At 37.9% G+C, this 21330-nt stretch carries 22 protein-coding genes; 4 read left to right on the top strand and 18 right to left on the bottom strand.

The genetic code is table 11. The annotated features are described in order from the left end of the window. Nucleotides 1-24 precede the first annotated feature (24 nt). The 8 genes from opp4A to E2K98_RS23165 form a co-directional block, all read right to left on the bottom strand. Entirely contained in the window at nt 25-1824 is a 1800-nt protein-coding gene (opp4A, locus tag E2K98_RS23130; protein ID WP_372512612.1) for an oligopeptide ABC transporter substrate-binding protein, read from the bottom strand. An 18-nt stretch (nt 1825-1842) separates the two neighbouring features. Then, the gene (locus E2K98_RS23135; protein WP_133338384.1) at nt 1843-2751 is read right to left on the bottom strand and encodes an ABC transporter permease; all 909 of its coding nucleotides are present in this window, start codon (nt 2749-2751) and stop codon (nt 1843-1845) included. A gap of 16 nt (nt 2752-2767) precedes the next feature. Further along, the gene (gene opp4B, locus E2K98_RS23140; RefSeq protein ID WP_133338386.1) at nt 2768-3736 is read right to left on the bottom strand and encodes an oligopeptide ABC transporter permease; all 969 of its coding nucleotides are present in this window, start codon (nt 3734-3736) and stop codon (nt 2768-2770) included. A gap of 16 nt (nt 3737-3752) precedes the next feature. Next, entirely contained in the window at nt 3753-4679 is a 927-nt protein-coding gene (locus E2K98_RS23145) for an ABC transporter ATP-binding protein (protein WP_133338388.1), read from the bottom strand. Beyond that, complete coding sequence (locus E2K98_RS23150; protein WP_133338390.1) at nt 4666-5688, bottom strand: ABC transporter ATP-binding protein; 1023 nt, start codon at nt 5686-5688, stop codon at nt 4666-4668. Before E2K98_RS23150 ends, E2K98_RS23145 begins: the two co-directional genes overlap by 14 nt. Before the next feature lie 208 nt (nt 5689-5896). Continuing rightward, entirely contained in the window at nt 5897-6667 is a 771-nt protein-coding gene (locus E2K98_RS23155; RefSeq protein ID WP_133338392.1) for a DUF2268 domain-containing protein, read from the bottom strand. 113 nt (nt 6668-6780) lie between these two features. Further along, complete coding sequence (gene fabF, locus E2K98_RS23160; RefSeq protein WP_133338394.1) at nt 6781-8019, bottom strand: beta-ketoacyl-ACP synthase II; 1239 nt, start codon at nt 8017-8019, stop codon at nt 6781-6783. 81 nt (nt 8020-8100) lie between these two features. Then, nucleotides 8101-9033: a beta-ketoacyl-ACP synthase III gene (locus tag E2K98_RS23165; protein WP_133338396.1), complete on the bottom strand. Its 933-nt coding sequence runs from the start codon at nt 9031-9033 to the stop codon at nt 8101-8103. A 198-nt stretch (nt 9034-9231) separates the two neighbouring features. Between E2K98_RS23165 and E2K98_RS23170 the strand changes: the two genes are divergently transcribed. Next, a complete protein-coding gene (locus E2K98_RS23170) occupies nt 9232-9474 on the top strand; it encodes a hypothetical protein (RefSeq protein ID WP_133338398.1) in 243 nt (80 codons plus the stop codon). 26 nt (nt 9475-9500) lie between these two features. Here the strand turns inward: E2K98_RS23170 and E2K98_RS23175 are convergent, their stop codons facing one another. The 4 genes from E2K98_RS23175 to E2K98_RS23190 all read right to left on the bottom strand — a co-directional run bounded on the left by E2K98_RS23175 (nt 9501) and on the right by E2K98_RS23190 (nt 12457). Next, nucleotides 9501-9698 carry a ComZ family protein gene (locus E2K98_RS23175; RefSeq protein WP_197031442.1) on the bottom strand — a complete coding sequence of 66 codons (198 nt, stop codon included), beginning with the start codon at nt 9696-9698 and terminating at the stop codon, nt 9501-9503. Then, complete coding sequence (locus tag E2K98_RS23180) at nt 9694-10659, bottom strand: BMP family ABC transporter substrate-binding protein (RefSeq protein ID WP_133338400.1); 966 nt, start codon at nt 10657-10659, stop codon at nt 9694-9696. The genes E2K98_RS23175 and E2K98_RS23180 overlap by 5 nt, the downstream gene beginning before the upstream one ends. A gap of 148 nt (nt 10660-10807) precedes the next feature. Next, on the bottom strand, nt 10808-11656 hold the full coding sequence (locus tag E2K98_RS23185; protein ID WP_133338402.1) for a hypothetical protein: 849 nt from the start codon (nt 11654-11656) through the stop codon (nt 10808-10810). Nucleotides 11657-11734: 78 nt separating this feature from the next. Then, a complete protein-coding gene (locus E2K98_RS23190) occupies nt 11735-12457 on the bottom strand; it encodes a lipase family protein (protein WP_133338404.1) in 723 nt (240 codons plus the stop codon). A 194-nt stretch (nt 12458-12651) separates the two neighbouring features. Between E2K98_RS23190 and E2K98_RS23195 the strand changes: the two genes are divergently transcribed. Further along, nucleotides 12652-12834, top strand: a complete 183-nt coding sequence (locus E2K98_RS23195; protein WP_026574517.1) for a YjzD family protein — start codon at nt 12652-12654, stop codon at nt 12832-12834. A 50-nt stretch (nt 12835-12884) separates the two neighbouring features. Here E2K98_RS23195 and clpB read toward each other — a convergent pair whose 3' ends face one another. Together clpB and E2K98_RS23205 are read right to left on the bottom strand one after the other, a co-directional pair. Further along, nucleotides 12885-15479, bottom strand: coding sequence for an ATP-dependent chaperone ClpB (gene clpB / locus E2K98_RS23200; RefSeq protein ID WP_133338406.1), 2595 nt, complete (start codon nt 15477-15479; stop codon nt 12885-12887). A gap of 114 nt (nt 15480-15593) precedes the next feature. Continuing rightward, a complete protein-coding gene (locus E2K98_RS23205) occupies nt 15594-15773 on the bottom strand; it encodes a YjzC family protein (RefSeq protein WP_133338408.1) in 180 nt (59 codons plus the stop codon). A 268-nt stretch (nt 15774-16041) separates the two neighbouring features. Between E2K98_RS23205 and E2K98_RS23210 the strand changes: the two genes are divergently transcribed. Next, a complete protein-coding gene (locus tag E2K98_RS23210; protein ID WP_235824915.1) occupies nt 16042-16707 on the top strand; it encodes a Crp/Fnr family transcriptional regulator in 666 nt (221 codons plus the stop codon). A 31-nt stretch (nt 16708-16738) separates the two neighbouring features. On the opposite strand, the gene E2K98_RS23215 is transcribed toward E2K98_RS23210, so the two are convergent. The 3 genes from E2K98_RS23215 to E2K98_RS23225 all read right to left on the bottom strand — a co-directional run bounded on the left by E2K98_RS23215 (nt 16739) and on the right by E2K98_RS23225 (nt 19681). Continuing rightward, nucleotides 16739-17458 carry a YwiC-like family protein gene (locus E2K98_RS23215; protein ID WP_133338412.1) on the bottom strand — a complete coding sequence of 240 codons (720 nt, stop codon included), beginning with the start codon at nt 17456-17458 and terminating at the stop codon, nt 16739-16741. Between the two features lie 439 nt (nt 17459-17897). Further along, nucleotides 17898-18428, bottom strand: a complete 531-nt coding sequence (gene mobB / locus E2K98_RS23220) for a molybdopterin-guanine dinucleotide biosynthesis protein B (protein ID WP_133338414.1) — start codon at nt 18426-18428, stop codon at nt 17898-17900. Next, on the bottom strand, nt 18416-19681 hold the full coding sequence (locus E2K98_RS23225) for a molybdopterin molybdotransferase MoeA (protein ID WP_133338416.1): 1266 nt from the start codon (nt 19679-19681) through the stop codon (nt 18416-18418). The genes mobB and E2K98_RS23225 overlap by 13 nt, the downstream gene beginning before the upstream one ends. Before the next feature lie 232 nt (nt 19682-19913). On the opposite strand from E2K98_RS23225, the gene ric reads away from it, so the two are divergent. Beyond that, nucleotides 19914-20612 (top strand): iron-sulfur cluster repair di-iron protein, encoded by a 699-nt coding sequence (gene ric, locus E2K98_RS23230; protein WP_133338418.1) that lies wholly within the window; start codon nt 19914-19916, stop codon nt 20610-20612. A 63-nt stretch (nt 20613-20675) separates the two neighbouring features. Here the strand turns inward: ric and E2K98_RS23235 are convergent. Beyond that, nucleotides 20676-21330 (bottom strand): IS3 family transposase (locus E2K98_RS23235; protein WP_133338420.1); only part of this gene is annotated, 655 nt, incomplete at its 5' end.

The following is a 21330-nucleotide window of genomic DNA, read 5'->3' on the forward strand; positions in this document are numbered from 1 at the left end:
AAGTGACTACCTCTTTTTACTTTATTATTCTACTTCAGGGGTTTCGCTTGTAACACCAACTTTAGCCCAAACATATGGGTCAGCTGTATAATTGGCAGTTAATGATGTTACACGATTGTTAACTCCTGAAATTGTAGAACGGAATAGTGTTGGAATAACAGGCATTTCATCATTCATAAATGCTTGCCACTCATCGTAAACTTTTTTACGATAGTCATGGTCAAATGCTTTTACGGAATGACCGTCTGCTAATAATTGATCGTTTTTCTCACTTACAAAGCGAGAGTAGTTAAACGGAACATCTTTACCGTATAAACCATATGGGTCAACGTCTGTCCCTGTTCCCCATGCACCAGCATAAATGTCAACTTTCTTGTTATCTTCTTCAACCATTTTGTAGAAAGAGTTAAATTCTGCCAAGCGGCCATCTACAAGGGAAACATCTAGCCCAACATTTTTCCAGCTTTGCATATAGAATTTTGCAAGTGGTTCAGCTGTGTCACCGCCACTCATCGATAAGAAATTAATGTGGAATTTCTTACCGTTTGGATCTTCACGAAGACCGTCATTATCAGTATCTTTATAGCCTGCTTCATCTAATAGTTGTTTTGCTTTTTCCGGATCATATCCAATGGCATTTGCATCTTTGTTATACCAGCTTGGGAAGGACGGCGGAATTAAGGATGTAGCAGGGAAACGTAAACCGTTATAAATTTTCTCACCCACAGATTTCTGATCGAGAGCATAGGCCATCGCTTGTCGTAAGCGTTTGTCTTGGAATTTAGGGTTATCCATAACGTTTACGCCTTTTTTAGCATCCCAGTGGCCTAATTTAAAGCCAATGTAGTTATAAGCTAGATCGATTTGACCGATAAATTGGAAGTTCTTAGCTCCCTTAGCTGCAGGGTATTGATCTACTGGAAAATCAGCAACATCGACTTCACCTTTTTTAAGTGACTGTAAAATAACTTTTGGATTGACAACTTTTGCAATAATCGTTTTTAATTTTGGTTTTCCGCCAAAATAATCATCGTTACGCTCGAATTCTACTGATTCACCTGGAACCATCTTTTTAATCTTGTATGGACCAAATCCAATTGGAGTTTTATGGATTTTATCTGCCTTTGCAAGGTCTTTTATTGGAATATCCCCAATATAATGCTTAGGCATCGCATATGGCCATAGACCTGTTATTAAAGAAGGATTTGCGTCTTTAAAGGTAATCGATAGGGTTTTATCATCGATAATTTTGATCCCCGAAATATTTTTGGATTTGCCTGCGTGGTATTCTTTCATCCCAACAATACTTTGGATGATCGCATCACCATAACGCACACCTGTGTAATCCTTGTTACCAATTACCAAGAATGAATATTCATAGTCTTGGGATGTTACCGGTTTTCCGTCGGACCAATTAACATTGTCCTTAATTTTTACAGTAATGGTTTTATTGTCATTGGACATTTCATAGGTAGCAGCACCATCATTTGTAAATTCATAGTCTGCATTGGTTGAGAATAGTGGAATGTCGAAGAATTGCAGAACTTCGGCATCTGGTTGTCCAGTATAATATGCATAGTTTAATGTACCTTCGAATGGAGTATCGTACACTAATGCATATGTTAGTGACCCGTCCTTCACCACTGGCTTGTCGCTTTTAATGACTGAAGGGAATGTACTAATATCTTCTTTCGGTTTGTCACTTGATGACGTTGGCTTTTTACTTCCACTGTCTTTGCCTCCAGTCGAATTGGAACATGCTGATAGGAGCATACCCAAGACAACTAGTAAACTAAAAAACTTGAAAAAATGCTTTCTCATCATCCTTCTTTTCCCCCTTTTTTATCCTAATCTTTGCCTTGCATCGGCTGCACGTTTTAACGCTTGACCGATATAATTTATACTCAACATCATGACTAAAATAAGTAATGACGCAGGTAACCAAATCCACCATTTATTTTCAAGAACATCCGGATTGGTTGCATAACTAACAAGAGTTCCCAAACTCGGAGTACTTTCCGGTAATCCAAATCCTAAATACGTTAACCCTGATTCAATTCCAATATTTCCTGCAAGATTTAGAGTTAAATTTACGATAATAATAGAACTTAAATTAGGCAGAACTTCCCGGAAAATAATTTTCCAATCAGGCGTCCCAAGCGTTTTTGAGGCACTTACATAATCAAGCTCCCTTTCAGCAAGGGTTTTTGACCTTATTAACCTAGCTTTACCTGTCCATAAAAACAAACTCATAATTACGATAAAAGTAAAAACATTATATTTTGGCGCTATGGAAACAAAAACAATAACTAGCATTAAGGTTGGAAGGATAAGAAAAAAATCAATAATACGCATGAGGATATTATCGACTTTGCCTCCGAAATAACCTGCGCATAATCCGACACAAAGACCGATACATCCTGTTAATAATGTAATGCACAAGCCAATTGTAAAGGAGTTTTTAGCCCCAATGATTAATTGGCCAAATATATCCCTTCCACCATAATCGGTCCCTAACCAATGCTCTGAAGACGGAGGTGAATAAATAGATAACAAATCTACCGTTACAATTTTTTCTTGGTCTAATAAAAGAGATGCACCATAAACACCTACCACGATCAGGCCTAATAGGATTAGAGAACCAAGTGCTAGTTTATCTTTCACAATTTCCCGCCATAAAATGAAGAAAACTCCATTCTTCGGCCTTTTTATCGCCTTTGGCTGCTTAGGATTTACGATTTCAGCTTTCATATTGGCTCCCTCCCCTTTATTCAATTCTGATTCGTGGATCAACAGCACTTAAAATGATATCTGAAACTAAAGTACCCACTAGGGTGGCTAGACCTGATATCATAACAAGTGCGGTGACGACACTGAAATCTCGCTGCATGATGGAGGTGAGGAACAATTGTCCAATCCCCGGATATCCATAGATAGATTCCAAAAAGACTGAACCGCCTATTAAATAAACAATTTCATAGCCTAGAAAAGCCGCAATGGGAAGAAGTGAATTTCTAAAAATATGACGCGTATAGACTTTTGATTCACTAACCCCTTTTGCTCTCGCCGTTTTAACAAAGTCCTTTATTTTTGTATCAATGATTTCATTACGCAAATATTGAATCGTTACAGTCGTACTTACAATCGCACCTGAAAATGCTGGCAAGATGAGATGGTTAAATTTACTTATATAATAAGCAAATGTCCCATCTTCCGCACGGATATCAACACTTCCGCTTGTAGGGAACCATCCAAGCACAAAACCAAATATATATAATACTAATAACGCAAAAATGAAAAGTGGTGTAGCGAATGTTAAATAGTTGTAACCAACAATCATTTTATCCGCCAAAGAATCTGTCCATCTGCCTCCGATAATTCCAAGAGGAATGGAAATAAGATAACTTAAAACCATTATGGCAAAACCTAACAGGATTGTATTTCCCATTTTACCTGCGAGCAGGTGGGTTACCGATGTTTGATGGATGACTGACAAGCCTAAATCCCCATGAAGCAATCCCTTAATCCATCTTCCATATTGAATATATAAGGGATCGAATAACCCCAATTTCTGTTTTAATTCATGTATTGTCACGGCATCCATTTTAGGATTACTTGCTAATTGTCCCGTTAATGCATCACCGGGCATTGCTTTCGCCAACAAAAATATAAGTATACTTAAAATAATTAATTGAGGGATCATTACCAAGATTCTGCGTAAAATAAATTTCAACATTTATATAAACCCCTCCCTATGGTAGTGCAACTGAATGGGTTTTAGAAATAGATTTAAGAGTATAAACTTTACCCTCAGCATTAAAATATTTATTATAGGAATCTTTATATTCGTTGTTTATCTGTTGTCGAATCTTAATTTGCCTTTCTCTGTTTTCCGGATTTATTTCTGGAATTGCTGAAATTAATCTCTTTGTATAGATATGCTGTGGATTTGTATATATATCTTTACTTGTTCCTTCCTCAACGAATTGACCTCGATACATAATACCAATCCGATCACACATATGTTGAATAATCCCTAAATCATGGCTAATAAATAAATAGGTCAGATTAAACTCCTTCTGAATATCCTGCATAAAATTTAAGACCTGTGCCTGAACTGAAACATCGAGAGCCGAGACAGGCTCATCAGCAATGATTAACTTTGGCTTTAATGTTAAAGCACGGGCAATCCCAATCCGCTGTCTTTGCCCGCCTGAAAACTCATGCGGATATTTGTAGATAGATTCAGGATTTAAACCAACTTTTTCTATGTAAAACTGTACCTTTTGTCTCTCCTCTGTTGGCGAAAGCTTTTCAAAATTTCTCAGCGGTTCGGCAACGATATCCAACACCCGTTTTCTTGGATTTAAGGAGGAATAAGGGTCTTGAAAAATCATTTGAATATCTTGTCGATAATGATGAAAATCACGGCGGCTTATTCTCATTAAATCCTGATTTTCAAAAAGAATTTCCCCTGAAGTGGCCTTTATGAGTCCGATGAGGGTTCTGCCGGTTGTAGTTTTACCGCACCCTGATTCACCCACCAGTCCATAAGTTTCTCCCTGTTTTAGTTCAAAGCTAATATCATCCACAGCCTTTACATGACCAACCACTCTTTTGAAAAAACCGCCACGAATTGGATAATATACTTTAAGATTATTGACCCTAAGAAATGACATAGTTCACGTCTCCCATGTTTTTTTCTGGAAAGTGAAAGTCCTTATAGCAAGTGCATCGCACAAAATGATTTGGTTCAACTTCTCGTAACACCGGATTCTCTTCATGATTATGTACATCAACCCACTCAATCCGGTCTTTAAACCGACATCCGGTTCTTGGTAAATTTTTTAAGGACGGTACAATACCTTGAATAACATGTAATCTTCCCTTGAATGTGGTAGAGGATGGAATGGAATTAAATAATGACCTTGTGTAGGGATGTAAGGGCTTTCTAAATAATGTATTTACGTCTGCGATTTCAACAATTTCTCCTGCATACATAACGGCAACACGATCTGCCATTTCGGCAACGACTCCAAGGTCATGGGTGATGAGAATAATACCAGCTTTCGTCTGCTTTTGCAGCTCTTTTAGTAAATCCATTATTTGGGCTTGTATTGTAACATCTAATGCCGTGGTCGGTTCATCCGCTATTACTAGCTGCGGGTCACATGCAATGGCAATAGCGATTACGACACGCTGCCGCATTCCGCCGGATAATTCATGAGGATATTGTTTGTAGGTTCGCTCTGGATTAGGGATCCCTACCTTTTTCAAGAGCTCAATAACTTTTCTTTGTCTTTCTGGGCCAGATAAATTTGTGTGAAAGGTCATACTTTCTTCTATTTGTTTTCCGCAGGTCATAAGTGGATTAAGAGCTGTCAGAGGATCTTGAAAGATCATTCCAATCTCTTTGCCCCGGATTTTATTTATTTCTGCAGTTTGAAGGGGCAGCAGGTTTTTTCCTTTAAAATTCACATTCCCTTCTTGCTTCGTTCTATCCTTTGGATGTAACCCCATGATGGACAGAGCAAATGCGCTTTTTCCGCATCCCGATTCACCCACGATTGCCAAAACTTCATTTTCATTTACTGTCAATGAGACATTATCTACAGCAGCGAAATAATCGTTTTCAATCCGAAACGAGGTTCGAAGGTTCTGTACCTGTAACAGTGGATGATTGACCAAAATTGAGACCCCCTAAACTATATCATTCTATAAAAATCCCTATCTTGAAATCACCATAATTTCAAGTAATAACATATTCTGTTTAATTTTGTATGTTAATAAAATTTTATTACAGAATTATTTCAATTGCAATACTTTTGGGAAAATTGTTATTTTTCTCTCAAATCTAAATAAAAAAAACCTGATTTATCAGGCTCTTTCTCTTATTCTATTCTATGAATTTGGAGGAAGGGATCGTAAAAGATTGTTTTGTAGAATAGTGATGACTTTCGTAATATTCCTTCACTATTTGGTAACCGGCAGCATATCCCAGCAGTTTAGGAATCCTTCCTCCCCCATATAATAGCTGGTCGTGTGTTCTCTCATTTTTTTTACGATCAAGCTGATCGTTTAAATACTTTTTCCAAAAACCCTTAATTTCTTGTTCCGTATACATGTGACACCAGCTTGCTGTGTAATTTCTCCCACAATTTTTTAATACAGCATATTCAGCAAGTCCTTCAATAATGATAGAATCCAATAGGGTATATTGGTTCATTTTCTTGTTTAGTTTACTGAGCCTGCAGACATGGTGATATTCATGTACAAAAAGCGCTTCTAATTCCTTCGAGTCATCCAAAGGGGATAGAAATAGGAACATTTTATCCGGATAAGAAACACCTGATTTATTTTTCTCCACCCGAAAGAAAAACCCTCCTGATTGGGCAATGGGAAAGAGAAAAATCGGAATGTCCGGACCCGACCACTTTTTTTGATAATGTTGCAAAAGTTTCTCCACTTCGTCCCACATGTTTTCTTTTATCATCATGTCAAAAATATATTTTGAGCTTCTCGATGGCTTATACATTCCAAAGCTGATTAATTGATGGTAGATTTCATTTGCAGTATACCCCTTAAAATAGGGCAGCAGTTTCTCGCAAATCTTCGTTGGGCGGTCAAACTCCTCTTCGAGCCATTGATTTGTTCGTACAATTCCCATTCCCTCACTCCATTTTTCAGGTAACTCCCTAATACATTTTATGAATGGGTAAAGTTAAAGGTTCTAAAGAAATAAGAAAGGGACTGAGCAAATGCCTAGTCCCATAATCGTCATTATTCATACTTTTTGAAAACAATCGTTGCATTGTGGCCACCAAAACCAAGAGAGTTGCTCATTACAGCTATTACTTCTTTTTGACGTGCTTTATTTACAACATAATCCAAATCACATTCCGGATCTGGAGTTTCGTAATTAATTGTTGGCGGAAGAATACTGTCCCTTATCGCCAATACAGAAAAAATTGCCTCCACTCCTCCGGCTGCTCCAAGCAGATGTCCTGTCATCGATTTAGTTGAACTCATTGCCAGTTTATAGGCATGGTCGCCAAACACTTCTTTAACCGCTAATGTTTCAAATTTATCGTTATAATCGGTACTCGTTCCGTGAGCGTTAATGTAATCAATTTCCTCCGGCTTAAGACCACTGTCATTTATCGCCATTTTCATTGCGCGAGCTCCGCCTTCACCGCCAGGAGCTGGAGCAGTAATATGATAAGCGTCCCCTGTTGCACCGTAGCCAATAATTTCAGCATAGATTTTTGCACCGCGGGCCAAGGCATGCTCTAATTCTTCAAGGACAACAATCCCTGCTCCTTCACCAATAACAAAACCGTCGCGATTTTTGTCGAAAGGTCTGCTTGCTGTTTGAGGATCCGGATTTGTAGAGAGTGCAGTATTGGCACAGAAGCCGGCAACAGACATTTTCGTAATTGGCGCCTCTGCACCGCCAGAAATCATAACATCGGCATCGCCGCGCTGGATTACTTTAAAGGCATCTCCAATTGAGTTAGTACCCGTTGCACAGGCGGTGACAGAACAGTTATTAAATCCTCTCGCACCAAGAGTGATTGAAACTTGGCCTGTAGCCATATCTGGAATCAACATCGGCACAAAGAATGGACTTACTCTTCGATAGCCTCTTTTTTGAAAAATTTCGTACTGATCTTCAAACGTTTCCATTCCACCAATTCCTGAACCGATCCAAACACCCACTCGATGGGAATTCTCCTCATTGATGGTCAAATTTGCATCCTTAGCAGCCATTATTGCCGAAGCCACCGCATATTGAGTAAAACGATCCATTTTTCTGGCATCTTTTCTTTCCATAAAGACTTCCGGATTAAAATCATTGATTTGTGCTGCAACTTTTGCCGGATATTCATCTGCATTTACTCTCGTTAATGGACCAACACCTGATTTTCCATCAATAATATTTTTCCATGTGGTTTCAGCATCCAAGCCAAGAGGGGTAACCGCTCCAACCCCTGTAACCACAACCCTACGCTTTTCCATGAATTACAGCTCCTTTTCCAACTATTCTTCCCTACTTATTCTAAGTTGTTCTATTTCATTCTTAGCCCGATTGCTTATAGGTTATCTTCCCCAGCGGATCGCAATGGCTCCCCATGTCAAGCCACCGCCGAACCCTACCATTACAATCACATCATCATCTTTAATTTTTCCGGCTTCTAATTCCTCAACAATGGAAATCGGAATCGATGCTGATGAAGTATTTCCATATTTCTGGACTGTTTTCGACATTTTTTCAACCGGAAGCTCTAATCTCTGTCTAGAAGCCTCCATGATGCGAATATTTGCTTGATGCGGAATTAGAAGATCCACATCATCATTGGTTAATCCAGCCTTATTAAGCACATTTACGCAACTTTCGCCCATTTGGCGTACAGCAAATTTAAATACTTCTCGTCCGTTCATAATGATATATTCATCCTGATAAAGATGTTTTGCACCAGTACCGTCAGCACCTAGTTCAAATGCTAGGATCCCCCGGTTATCTGATACAGGCGCTATAATCGCAGCACCTGCACCATCACCAAATAGAACAGCCGTATTTCGATCATTCCAATCGGTAATCTTCGAAAGTTTTTCTACCCCGACAACTAGAATATTATTATAAACCCCTGTTTCAATAAACTGCGACCCAGTTATGATTCCATACATAAAGCCGGCGCAAGCTGCGCTTACATCCATTGCCGCTGCCTTTTTTGCTCCTAATCGTTCCTGTAGCACGCAGGCAACTGACGGAAACGGATGGTCAGGAGTTACCGTTGCGACTAAAATCAAATCAATGTCCATCGGTGTAATTCCTGCATCTTTAATTGCATTTTGTGCTGCAGCAAAAGCCATATCTGATGTATCTGTATTATCGTCGGCAATTCGGCGCTCTTCAATACCTGTCCGCGTCCGAATCCATTCATCTGAAGTATCCATTACCTTCTCTAGATCAGCATTTGTCACAATTTTTTCAGGCAAATATCTGCCCATTCCAATAATACCGGCTTTCATCACAGCCATCTCCTTTTATAAGGTAAACCCTTTTTAATAATAATTAATATCAAATATTATGACTTGGTACTAATTTTATCAAAGACACCCCAATTTAAGCAACTGGAAATTACACATTCATCATCCGCTATTGTCCATACCCTTTATTTATTTAAACATATTCTAGATTATAAATAATTTTAAAGGGGGTTTTTTCAAATGGATGAAAACCTTCAGGAAGATGTTAGGGACCCTGGGAATATGTTTGATCAATTCATGTTTGGGCCTGAACAAAGGAGACAAGAACAACTTCAACCACCGGAAACAAATTATAGTCAAAACTATATCGATTATGGTGAATTAATCGTCCATCTTGATACCTTAGTAGACTCTGCCAGAAATTTAAAACCACTGTTTCAAAAGATTTATCCTCTTATTGAACAATTCTGGAAAAAGAAATAAGCTGCCTTTTGTTTGGCAGCTAATTTTTATTCGTGTTCCAATTCCTTCTTAGCTTCTTCCCAGCCAAGTTCATAGGCTTCATGCATTACCTTCGTAAATAGGTTCATAAAAGGCTGAATCAGATCCATTGATAATTCTACTCCTGCCTTATCTAATTGGTCTTTTGCTTCTGGTAAGTATTTCATCGCAATTTGCATAAATTGTAAAGATTTATCCTGATTAATCATATGTATCTCCTTCTTGTGGTAATTTTCCTGTTTGTTTATATTTTTCAATTTCCTTGTTCATTTTTTGTCTAAAATTTTTGTTTACGAGCTTACTGTATTTACCTAATGTAATCACATTATCTCTAAAGTCAAATGAGAGATTACCCGATTTTAAATGATTTTCATTGTATTGTTTTGCCACTAATTCATATAATTTATCCACTTGTTGAATGGTGCTGGTTAGTACCGTATTTTCGCCTAAATCCGATTGATCCGATACATACCCAATTACATATAATCCGTGTTCCTTTACATTTTCAATCACTGGAACATTAAACCCATCTCCAGCCGGATAGACAACATCCACTCCCTTTTTCATCATATGATCAACCAACTCGATCGCTTTTTTCTCGTCATCCCAATTGCCGACATATTCAATATCAACATTTGTATTTTTATTTTCAGCCAAAGCCCCCTGATAAAAGCCCTCTACTTCAGGCTGCCATTCATAAGCTGCCAGTATACCTACATTATGCCTTTTTGACATATGTGCAGCAACCATCCCGCCAAAAAAACCCATTGCATGCCCTTTAAAGTTCAAGCTGGTTGTATTCTTGTTTTTTGCATCACCATTAAAGCTGACAAAATGAATCTTGGGATAGTCTTTGGAAATATCATTAAAGTATTCGGCATATTCAGAACCATGTCCAAAAATTAAGTTAACCCCTTTTTGGCTAAATTCTTTAACAGCTCGTTTCACAACAGGTTCTGAATTCATCCCTTCTTTATAATAAACATCCGCATTAAACTTGGATTGAATTCGGAGCATCCCTTTAAAGCCTTTTGTCCCCCATACTTGATCATTGACTGTTTCGGGAACTAACAGTCCAACTTTCTGCAATTTGCCGGTGGACTTTGTTCCACCACAAGCACTAAGTAAAAAAAAGCATAAAAGAATGATCCCGAATCGGTTTAGCATTAAATGCATCTCCTTCTTACAGCGCCAGACCCATAACACGTTTCACAACACCATTTTAACCAATTATATTCTAACCCCTACGAAATAAAATGAAAAGATAAATTTCCTCTGGACCCATTATCTGTAAACAATAATCGTTTACCTTGTTTTACAGTATATTTGAATATAACTGTTGAATATGGTCAATTTGTTTTGAAAAGGAGTCATCGATAGCTGTAACACTTTTGACAGGCACCCTGACAATCTTTCGATTTCCCACAATATTTCCACTGAATTCTGAATCTAATGGTTTTCCGTCGATTTGTAAATATTCTGCACACAATTTCCAATAAGCCTTTTTACCGCTTTCAAAGAAATAACTGCCGGGCTTTTTGCTTTCAATGATTTCCAACATAGCATCAAGAGCATCATCAATAAACAATGCGTCCGTCCTATCTTCCCGCTCACCTTGACCCTGAACTTTTCTATTCAGATTAGTTAAAATTTTTCTTTGAAAGAGAAAGGTTTCAGGCTGCCAAGGACCATAAATAGTAGGTAAATAAAAGAATTGGGTTTCGTCCACCGGTATATTCATTTTCGTAAGAAAGTCATTAAAGATGTTTAACGTATTTGAGAATTTAGAGCTTGCAGCCAATTGGCTCGGCAGAAGTATTACAATTAAATCTTTTCCTTCCCTTTCATTCACATATTGAAGAATGGACTTTGTTACGGATTTATTTTCCAAAAGATTCTCTTTATGAAGCATATAGAGGTCATAAAGAGAAATAATAACATTCGTTTTTGATATAGGCTCGTCATTTCGTACTGTCCAGTCTGATAATGAATACTCATTAAAGTTAGCATTTCTGCCAACTTCCAGTCTTTTCTCGTCAAGATAGGGTTCCTGTTGACTCTTATCCAAAACCACCCCATTCACTTCTACGCCATTATTCAGTAATGCCTTGCAAAAATGAAAGCTTACGAAATCGAATACATTAAAAATAACTGCCTTGTCCATAAAATCTTCCTCCCTAAAATTACCTTATTGAATCCTATGCAGATAATAAGGAATTATTTCATTTAGGGAGGAGGTGAATTAAAGGAATATTTCATATCGTTTGAAAAACTTTATAAACATTTTACCCAGCTGTTGTTTTTTTTCAGGAACAACATAACTGGGGCTAATTTCCGTTTGGCTGACAATTTGCTGAATAAGCTTCGATTGATGATAGGATTTTCCACCAGACATGACATGGATGATTTTTATAGGTATTCCAAAATCAAGTTTAATCACACCATCCGATTGGAGAAGCTCACCTTCAAGAATTTTATGATCCTTTTTATAAGCTGCCTCTAATTCTTTCATCAATTTTTTATAGAAAAATTTATGTTCTTTCTCTTGTTCAAGATGATGCTTTAACGAAAGAATCGGATTTAGGAGAGCCACTGACCTGAGATGATCCTTCATTTTCTCCATTAACTTTATTGCCACAAGAGCCCCCATACCTTCTGCTAAAATATGAATCTTGTCATTCAAAATTTCATTGCGAATCACATATTGATATAATCTTTCGGCTAGTTCCACCGCTTCTTCACTGCCCCAATTTCGGCCATACAGATTTGAGGAAAAAATGGTGTACCCATATTCTTTTAATTGGTTGATAATCGTAAGCTTTCCTTCATTCTGACCCCAGAAGCTTTTGCTTTCATCCACAAAATGCCTTTCATCACCGATTACTAAAATCCCGAAACCTGTAGGCCTTTCAGGGTAATGGATGATATTCCACTCGGTATCCAATTGAAAATTCCGGTTCTCCATCGTTATATCCCCTTTTACATAAACCCTCACCATATTGTATGTTGCTTCACATAAGTTGAAAGGGGGGTTTGCCCAATTAGCAAGGTATTCAGCGTATTTTTTAGCCCATTACGGAAAAAGCGAAAATAGCGTTTATTAATTTAAGATGCTATGGTAATATTAAATGAGATGAAAAATTTTTAGAGGTGAATTTTGTGCGATATTTTTGGGCTTTTTTCTGGGCATTTTTATTAGTTGAGATGTTAACATACGTTGTCAGCTCGATGACTGGAGCTACATTTAATTTTCAACTCGGTGCAATCTTAGGAGTAATTGTAACTATTTTAGTTTATGTTATTTCTGCAGTGATTCCGAACGAACCTGCTCAAAAACATTAAACAGTAGCAAAAGGTCATCCTTTTTTAGGATGACCTTTTCTCTTTACGTTTTATTGAACGGATATGTCTAATTCCCCATCATCACAATCCACAATTACTTTCGAGTGATCGTGTACTTTTCCCGCAATGATCGCTCTAGCCAGCTTTGTCTCAATACTTCTCTGGATATACCGCCTTAACGGTCTTGCTCCAAAAACAGGATCAAACCCATTTTCAGCAATAAACTCTTTTGCCTCATCACTTACAAAAATTTCAATATGTTGATCCTTTAAACGATTTTCTAGTTCATTCATCATTTTCACTACAATTATTTTGATTTCACTTAAAGATAATGGTTTAAAAAGAATGGTTTCATCAATCCGATTCAAAAACTCCGGTCTAAAATGGATTCTTAGTTGATTAAATACTTTTTCTCTAGTAGTTTCAGTAATTTCACTCTCATTTTCACTGCCCTCAAGTAAATACTGTGATCCAAGATTGGATGTCATAATCATGACTGTATTTTTAAAATCTACAGTCCGTCCTTGCGAATCAGTAATTCTCCCGTCATCAAGTGCTTGTAATAAGATATTAAAAACCTCCGGATGTGCTTTTTCAATTTCATCAAGCAAGATGACGGAATAAGGCCTTCTTCGAACGGCTTCCGTCAACTGGCCGCCTTCTTCATACCCTACATAACCAGGAGGTGCGCCAATTAGCCTTGAAACAGAAAACTTCTCCATATATTCCGACATATCAATTCGAATGATTTGCTCCTCACTATCAAATAGAGCCTCAGCTAAGGCCTTAGCTAATTCCGTTTTCCCGACACCGGTTGGACCTAAAAATAGGAAAGAACCAATTGGACGGTTTGGGTCTTTAATCCCTGCTCGAGCCCGAAGTACAGCATCTGAAACCAATTGTACTGCCTCATCTTGACCTATGACTCGCTCATGTAATAGAGATTCAAGCTTTAATAGCTTCTCCCTTTCTCCCTCTACCAGCTTTGATAACGGGATTCCAGTCCACCTCGAAACAATATTTGAAATCTCTTCCCCTGTTACCTCTTCTCTTAAAAGCTTATCACTCTTTTCAGCTGCAGTTTCCAACCCCTTTAGTTCCTTTTCGGCTGATGGAATAAGCCCATGGCGAAGTTCTGCAGCTCTGTTTAAATCATAACGGTCCTCTGCCTGCTGGAGTTCACGGCGAAGTTTTTCAATTTGCTCCCGCTTCTCTTGAAGCTTTTGGATGCTTTGCTTTTCAAGAAGCCATTTTGCTTTCATGGCATCTGCCTGTTCCTTAAGTTCCGCTAGCTCTTTTAAAAGAATTTCCAGTCTTTGTTTACTTGCTTCATCCTGTTCCTTTCTTAAAGCAGCCTCTTCAATTTCTAACTGCATGACCCTGCGTGTAACCTCATCCAGTTCCGTTGGCATCGAGTCGATTTCCGTTCGAATCAGTGCACACGCCTCATCTACCAAATCAATCGCCTTATCAGGTAAAAATCGGTCCGTTATATAGCGATCCGATAAGGTTGCGGCTGCAACAAGTGCATGGTCATGGATTTTTACACCATGATGAACCTCAAAACGTTCTTTTAATCCTCTTAATATCGAGATGGTATCTTCCACATCTGGCTCCTGAACAAGAACCTGTTGAAATCTTCTTTCAAGTGCAGGGTCTTTTTCAATATACTTTCGATGTTCATCAAGTGTAGTCGCACCAATACAATGCAGTTCCCCACGTGCTAGCATTGGTTTTAACATATTCCCGGCATCCATTGCTCCTTCCGTTTTACCTGCGCCGACAATTGTATGAATTTCATCAATAAACAAGAGAATTTGTCCTTCACTTTTTTTTACTTCATTTAAGACTGCCTTTAGTCTTTCCTCAAATTCTCCCCTGAATTTTGCACCGGCAATTAAAGCACTCATATCCAATGAGAAAATCGTTTTATCTTTCAGACCTTCCGGAACATCCTTTCTTACAATTCTTTGTGCCAACCCTTCAACGATGGCCGTTTTTCCTACTCCGGGCTCACCAATTAAAACCGGATTATTTTTCGTTTTTCTTGATAAAATCCGAATAACATTACGTATTTCTGCATCTCTGCCAATTACAGGGTCCATTTTGCCTGTTTTTACTTCCGCTACTAAGTCTCTACCATATTTCTTTAAGGCATCATACCCTGCTTCAGGATTTTGTGAAGTCACTCTTTGGTTCCCCCTTATTTCTTTAATCGCCTGCATAATTTCTTCCGGTGTCTTCCCCATTGTTTTTATTATTTTTTTGAAGTAGCTTTCATTGACAAAAGCAGCTGCGAGCAATACATGTTCTATTGATAAATATTCATCTGAAAACTTGGCAGCAAATTCATCCGCTTCTGCAAAAAGCCTTTGGAGCAATCCCGTAATGAAAAGTTTTCCTTGTTCTGCCCCTCCCCCAGTAACCTGAGGCTTTTTCTCAAGCTCTTCCTGAAATTTCTCTACCACCAGCTGTGATGACAAACCAATTCTTTCCATTATCAAAACTGCCAGACTATCTTCCTGACTCAATAGCGCTATAAATAAATGAGGTTCATCAACCTCTTGATGATGATGTTTTATGGCAATTGTTTGCGCATTGAGTATTCCAGTTTGCAAACGTTCTGTCATTTGGTTTAAGTCCATACTCCCACCTCATTTGACCTTTTTTGACCTTTAAGTATATTATATCCAATTCCTGATAAATTACAAATTTTGCACAAGAGAAAAGCCATCCTCTTTGGATGACTTTTTCACTGTTTATGGTTTCCGCTGATAGGTCCAATGGCGGTTATCATTTGACGTTTCAGGGAATGCATCTCCTGCTTTTAGCTTAATCTTTTTGGGATTTACAACATTATCTCCTGTTTCGCCTACCTCAATATACACCCCATTGTTTGGTGCCTTTTGTCCTGATTTAAAATGGCGATTTTGTCCCATCCAAATCCCTCCTTATCGAGTACAGTATTATTGTTTCCAAATATAACGCAGCCATTAGAGGAATTTCTTTGAAGCACTTACCATTTTCCGACATTATTTCCCAAGTAATATTCGGCATTTTTTTTAGTTTATGACGATTGTATGAACTTATTCTACAGTTATTGCTAAATTTTCTTTGTAATCAATATAATTATAGTATAATCTTGCGATTCGTTTCGCCCCCTTTAAGGTGGTTATGGATATGAAGTCATTAAATGAAATTCCCTTTATGCTAGATGAACTTTCAAAATTGTTCCATCATACTCGTAAAATGGAAAAGGGTTCTTTTCTTTTCCAAGAAGGTTCTGCAGCCAATGAACTATATATGATCCAAAGCGGAATAGTACAATTAACGAAAATAATCCCTGATGGACGTGAACTTACCTTAAGAATGTGTTCGAAAGGAGATTTGGTTGGTGAACTTGATTTATTTACCCCAGCCCCGTCCTACCTTTTAAGTTCCCGCGTAATAGAGAGCGGAGAAGTGGGAGTAATTATGAAAGATGTTCTGGAAGAAAAACTTTCGACAAATCTTCCGCTTTCCTTAGAATTTATGAAATGGATGAGTAAGCAATACCGGAAAACGCAGACTAAATTCCGCGATCTCGTCCTTCACGGAAAAAAAGGTGCATTATATTCCACCCTTATAAGGATTACGAATAGTTATGGAGTAAAAACGAATAACGGAATTTTAATTGAATTACCGTTAACAAATCAAGACCTTGCCAATTTTTGTGGTACATCCCGTGAAGTGGTGAATCGTTTACTTAGCGAACTGCGAAAAAGTGGGATTATTTCGGTGAATAAAGGTTCAATTACTGTCCATGACCTTAATTATATCAAGACAGAAATTGATTGTGAGGATTGTCCAATAGACATATGTAAAATAGACTAAAAAATCGGTCGAGGAGACCGATTTTTTATTTTTAGATGACCAATTGTATGGTCATGACCATAAAAAAGATTGCAGAATTGATGATTTCATAAATACCAATTTGTTTTGGTGACAATGGTCTTCCATAAAAAAGAATTGAGCGAATAAGGCTCGGTATATAGGCAATTGCCAAAATCCCAAAACCGGATATGACCCAAACCGCAGGTATTAGAATATGATAAACCCATGATATCCATTTAAAATGCATATTTCGTTTTTCCCGAATCATTGTTTTTACATAAAATGTACAACCAATAAAAAATAATACACAGGCTAAAAAGAGCAAGATGGAATGAGCCGTTATTATCCCCAGCCCAAGATAACTGGAAGCTAAACCGGCAATCGAAAAAGCAAAAATAGCGCTAAAATCATTCATTAAAGCCCGATCTTTATTCTTTGTTGAAAAAATGGCATTAATGATAAAAAACGGAACCATCAAAAGACCGAAATGAAAGATGGAAGGTCGTTTAAGAAGTGGAAACAGCAAGAATAAAATAGCAGGAATCATGTAAAAAAGGGTCCATTTTGTATAAAAAGAGAGCTTCTTCTTTTTAAATAATAGCAGCATCGGATAGGTCCCTAAATATAATAAAATCCAGCCAATAAAAAAGGGAATGTCCTGCCATAAAAATCCCCCATTTATCACTCCGAGCCAAAATGGAATGATGGCCATCGCCCACGCACCATGCTGTTTTGGTAAAAAAAGCTTCATTTCGTTCACTCCTATTCCCTTGGCTTATCCTAAATATAAGATAGAAAAACCAGAAAATATGTGAAACAAATCACAGTTTTACCGAGAAAATTGTGAAGAAATTTTTACCTTTACCTATGGGAGTCCTGATTCAGACAGGGGTGGTGATTTCAAAGAAGATTGAGCCCGAATCAGCAGCCCTTTAATCTATTCTACAAACAACAAGCCTTGTGAAAACCGCCTTTTTTTGATAAAAGAGAAAAAAAGAAGGCTTATGCCTCTTTTTTAATAGGTTAAAGGTAAATTTTGATTTTTGAACACTGTTGATTGGAGTGGAAGGCGCCAAGACTCCTGTGGGAGTACGGGGCAGGGGAGACCCCGCAGGAGCGAAGCGACGAGGAGGCTCTCCGAACCGCCCACGGAAAGCGAAGCGCCTGGAACGGAAATCAACAATCTAAGTTTACCAGAGCTTTTTTATTAGTATTTCTGCAATTTTGCTTACTGACGTCTTATCGTGAATAGAAAAGCTAATTATATCATTTTGTTGATCTAAAATTGGTTTTATTGCTTCATCCCAATATAGCACCATTTTTACATTTTGTACTATTTCTAATAATGAGAGACCCGCTTTATCCCTTATAATCAAAAGCTTTGGATAATGCTGATATTTATGCCCTTCAATTAATATGACATCTGGCTGTAAATTTCTTAAAAGTTCAATTTGCTTTTCAAGTGGTGTTACTATGTTTTCCACATGTAGTAGCAATCTCCCCTCGCCTTCGACAATGGAAGCAGCTGCTCCAGCATCAATATGCCTTGAAGAATCCTTTCCGGATAATACAGTCGGCTTTCCACCATGGCCATGATGTTTAATCGTAACGGTTTTGCGGTTTCGTAATGTTAAAGCTTCAATAAGCTGTAAAATTAAAGTCGTTTTTCCGCTATTTTGAAAGCCAACGATTTGAAATATAACTGGCGTTACCAAGGCCACTCACTTCCGGTTTGATCTTCTAATAAAAGGATATCGACCACATTTCCCGCCTCAAAACCCCTTGTACCGCCAGGCAGCACCATTAAAGAATTTGCACCAGCAAGACTTGTCACGATATTAGACTTATCTGTCCCGCTAGGCGAAACTGTCAGCTTGCCTTCATTAATTTGCACAATGCTTCGAACAAATCGGGTAAATGGATTTGGTTTTGGAAAATTTGCCAGGAGTTCAGCCTTTTCTTTTCTTAGATGCGGTTGAGTTGAAAACAACATTCTGCGAATAATTGGCCTCGTAAATAATTCAAACCCTACATAACAAGCTGAAGGATTTCCCGAGAGACCAAAAAGAATTTTACCTTGAAATTTAGCAACCGTTGTCACACTCCCAGGCCTCATTGCCACCTTATTAAATAAAACCTCGGCTCCCAACTTTTGATAGATTTCCGGAAGATAATCAAAATCACCAACCGACACTCCACCCGTTGTGATGAGTAAATCAACTTTTTCTAAAGCATTTTTCACTGCATTAAAGCATGTATCAAAATCATCAGGGAGCCTGCCATAATAATGAGCCATTCCTCCGGCTCTTTCAATTTGTGCAACAATCATATGGGAATTGCTGTTGCGGATTTTCCCCGGCTCCAACGGTTCATTTACCTCCAAAAGCTCCGTTCCTGTTGCAAATAACCCAATAACAGGTTTTTTCGCGACCGGAACCTCACTATAGCCAAATGTTGCAAGGATGGCTTGTACACCTGGATTAATATATGTACCTTTTTTTACTAGAGTTTCCCCAGCTTTTGTATCTTCACCTCGAAATGATACATTATCCCCCTTATTAAGCTTGCGCTTAATCGACATAAAGCGTTTACCATTCTTTTCGAAACTATTTGTCAACTCAAGCATAACAACTGTATCAGCCCCATTCGGCATCATTGCACCGGTCATAATCCTGACTGCTTGAAATTCATTCACGGTTTGATCGGATACATGGCCTGCTCCAATATGGTCAATGACTTCAAACTCAACAGAGTGGTCAAGCGAGGCATTCTTTGTATCAATGGAACGCACTGCAAAGCCATCATAGGGTGACCTGTCAAAGTGTGGGACATCATTCGTGGCAATAATATTTTCCGCTAATATACGACCATAACTCACTTCAATAGGTACATATTCAGTCACGCCAGTTAGTTGGTTTTCCATTATTTTTTTTACCGCATCCCCTACTGGTATCGGTTTTCTTCTTTCTAACAAAGCAATCAGCTCCTGCCTTTAATCAGTCAAATTCTTAAGTCATATAGATAATTTTATTATAAGACTATCGAAACGGTATGAACATCGCAACTATCACAGTGACGACATACTCTTATTTTAAACAAAAAATTCATATGAATTGTGTGATTCATGTCACCTGTTTTTTTTTCAATTTCGATTATGCTTATAGTAAGAAATAAAAAATACTTTTCAATTTTAGGAGGAAACAAAAATGTCCATTCCATTTACTTCAGATACATTAGTTAAAGATATTGTAAACGAATTACCTAAAACAAGTGATGTGTTTAAAAAGAACCGGATTGATTTTTGCTGCGGCGGTAATATCCCACTATCTCAAGCTGCTGCACAAAACAACCTAAATATGGACAATTTAATCGAAGAATTAAAAGAGGTCTATGAAAAAAGTGAACCTGCTGATACAGATATAGAAGTATGGACTAATTCTGATTCCAATACGATTATCGACCATGTTATAGCGGGGTATCACCGTGTTACCGAAGATGAGTTAACACAACTTAGCCCATATGTTACAAAGGTATCACGTGTACATGGTGACAACCATCCAGAGCTGTTAAAAGTAAATGAACTATTTTATGAATTTAAAAAAGAAATGATTGAACACATGGCAAAAGAAGAAGAAATTGTTTTCCCATTAATTAGACAGCTTGCAAACAATACAGCACCAAATCGTGAAAAGGCCATTGCAATGATTGTCGAACTTGAAAAAGAACATGACCATGCCGGGGAAATTTTAAGACAAATTCGCGCGGTAACAGCTGATTTTGAACTTCCACTAGATGCCTGCGGAACTTATCGATTAGTTTACAAGCGTTTGGAGGATCTTGAAGGATTAACCTTCATGCACGTACATCTTGAAAATAACATTTTATTCCCTCGCTATATAGATTAATAAAAAAAACAGCCTGCTCAAATTTAAAATGTACCCTTTGTAAAGGACATTTAAAAAAAAGGCTTAGGCAACTTGAAGAAGATGATTTCTGTATTGTACAGGAGTCATCTTTTTTAGGTTCCATTGATATCTAGTTTGGTTATAATAACGGATATATTGGTCAATTTCCCGTTGAAGCTCCTCAATTGTTTTACATGTATTTATATCAACTTCATCTTTAAGATGACCAAAAAATGATTCGATAGGAGCGTTATCCCAACAGTTCCCTCTTCTAGACATGGATTGGCGTAATCCTAGGTTTCGAACAAGTTTTTGAAAATCAGGATGTGTGTAATGAGTACCTTGATCGGAATGGATGAGGGCATCTTTAGCCTGCTTAAAGTTTCTATTCTTCTTCAGCCTGGTCAAAGTGTTGGTAGCCAATTCCATGGTGATACGGCTTAACATATAATGTGCCAAAACTTCACCTGTAGACCCATCCTTAATGACGGACAAATAGGCTCTCTGTCCACCGTGATAGTTCAGGTAAGTGATGTCTGTAAGAAGTACTTTGCCAGGCGTCTCCTGCTTGAATTGACGATTTAGTAAGTTCGGAGCGACTCGATGTTCCTGAGTAGCTTTCATCATTCTCCGGTAAGGATTTGCTTTCCTAATTGGGCAAACGATATTATATTTTTTCATGATTCTACGAATTTTTTTCAAATTGAAGACACACTGA

Source organism: Bacillus salipaludis, assembly GCF_004358205.1.

Bases quoted from the DNA above. Each gene is read 5' to 3' on its own strand.
- E2K98_RS23215 (WP_133338412.1), bottom strand. From the start codon at position 17,458: ATGAAGCTTTTTTTACCAAAACAGCATGGTGCGTGGGCGATGGCCATC.
- E2K98_RS23155 (WP_133338392.1), bottom strand. From the start codon at position 6,667: ATGGGAATTGTACGAACAAATCAATGGCTCGAAGAGGAGTTTGACCGC.
- E2K98_RS23145 (WP_133338388.1), bottom strand. From the start codon at position 4,679: ATGTCATTTCTTAGGGTCAATAATCTTAAAGTATATTATCCAATTCGT.
- fabF (WP_133338394.1), bottom strand. From the start codon at position 8,019: ATGGAAAAGCGTAGGGTTGTGGTTACAGGGGTTGGAGCGGTTACCCCT.
- ric (WP_133338418.1), top strand. From the start codon at position 19,914: ATGTCCATTCCATTTACTTCAGATACATTAGTTAAAGATATTGTAAAC.
- E2K98_RS23205 (WP_133338408.1), bottom strand. From the start codon at position 15,773: ATGGGACAAAATCGCCATTTTAAATCAGGACAAAAGGCACCAAACAAT.
- E2K98_RS23210 (WP_235824915.1), top strand. From the start codon at position 16,042: ATGCTAGATGAACTTTCAAAATTGTTCCATCATACTCGTAAAATGGAA.
- opp4A (WP_372512612.1), bottom strand. From the start codon at position 1,824: ATGATGAGAAAGCATTTTTTCAAGTTTTTTAGTTTACTAGTTGTCTTG.
- clpB (WP_133338406.1), bottom strand. From the start codon at position 15,479: ATGGACTTAAACCAAATGACAGAACGTTTGCAAACTGGAATACTCAAT.
- E2K98_RS23165 (WP_133338396.1), bottom strand. From the start codon at position 9,033: ATGAAAGCCGGTATTATTGGAATGGGCAGATATTTGCCTGAAAAAATT.
- E2K98_RS23185 (WP_133338402.1), bottom strand. From the start codon at position 11,656: ATGGACAAGGCAGTTATTTTTAATGTATTCGATTTCGTAAGCTTTCAT.
- opp4B (WP_133338386.1), bottom strand. From the start codon at position 3,736: ATGTTGAAATTTATTTTACGCAGAATCTTGGTAATGATCCCTCAATTA.
- E2K98_RS23180 (WP_133338400.1), bottom strand. From the start codon at position 10,659: ATGCTAAACCGATTCGGGATCATTCTTTTATGCTTTTTTTTACTTAGT.
- E2K98_RS23135 (WP_133338384.1), bottom strand. From the start codon at position 2,751: ATGAAAGCTGAAATCGTAAATCCTAAGCAGCCAAAGGCGATAAAAAGG.
- E2K98_RS23190 (WP_133338404.1), bottom strand. From the start codon at position 12,457: ATGGAGAACCGGAATTTTCAATTGGATACCGAGTGGAATATCATCCAT.
- E2K98_RS23170 (WP_133338398.1), top strand. From the start codon at position 9,232: ATGGATGAAAACCTTCAGGAAGATGTTAGGGACCCTGGGAATATGTTT.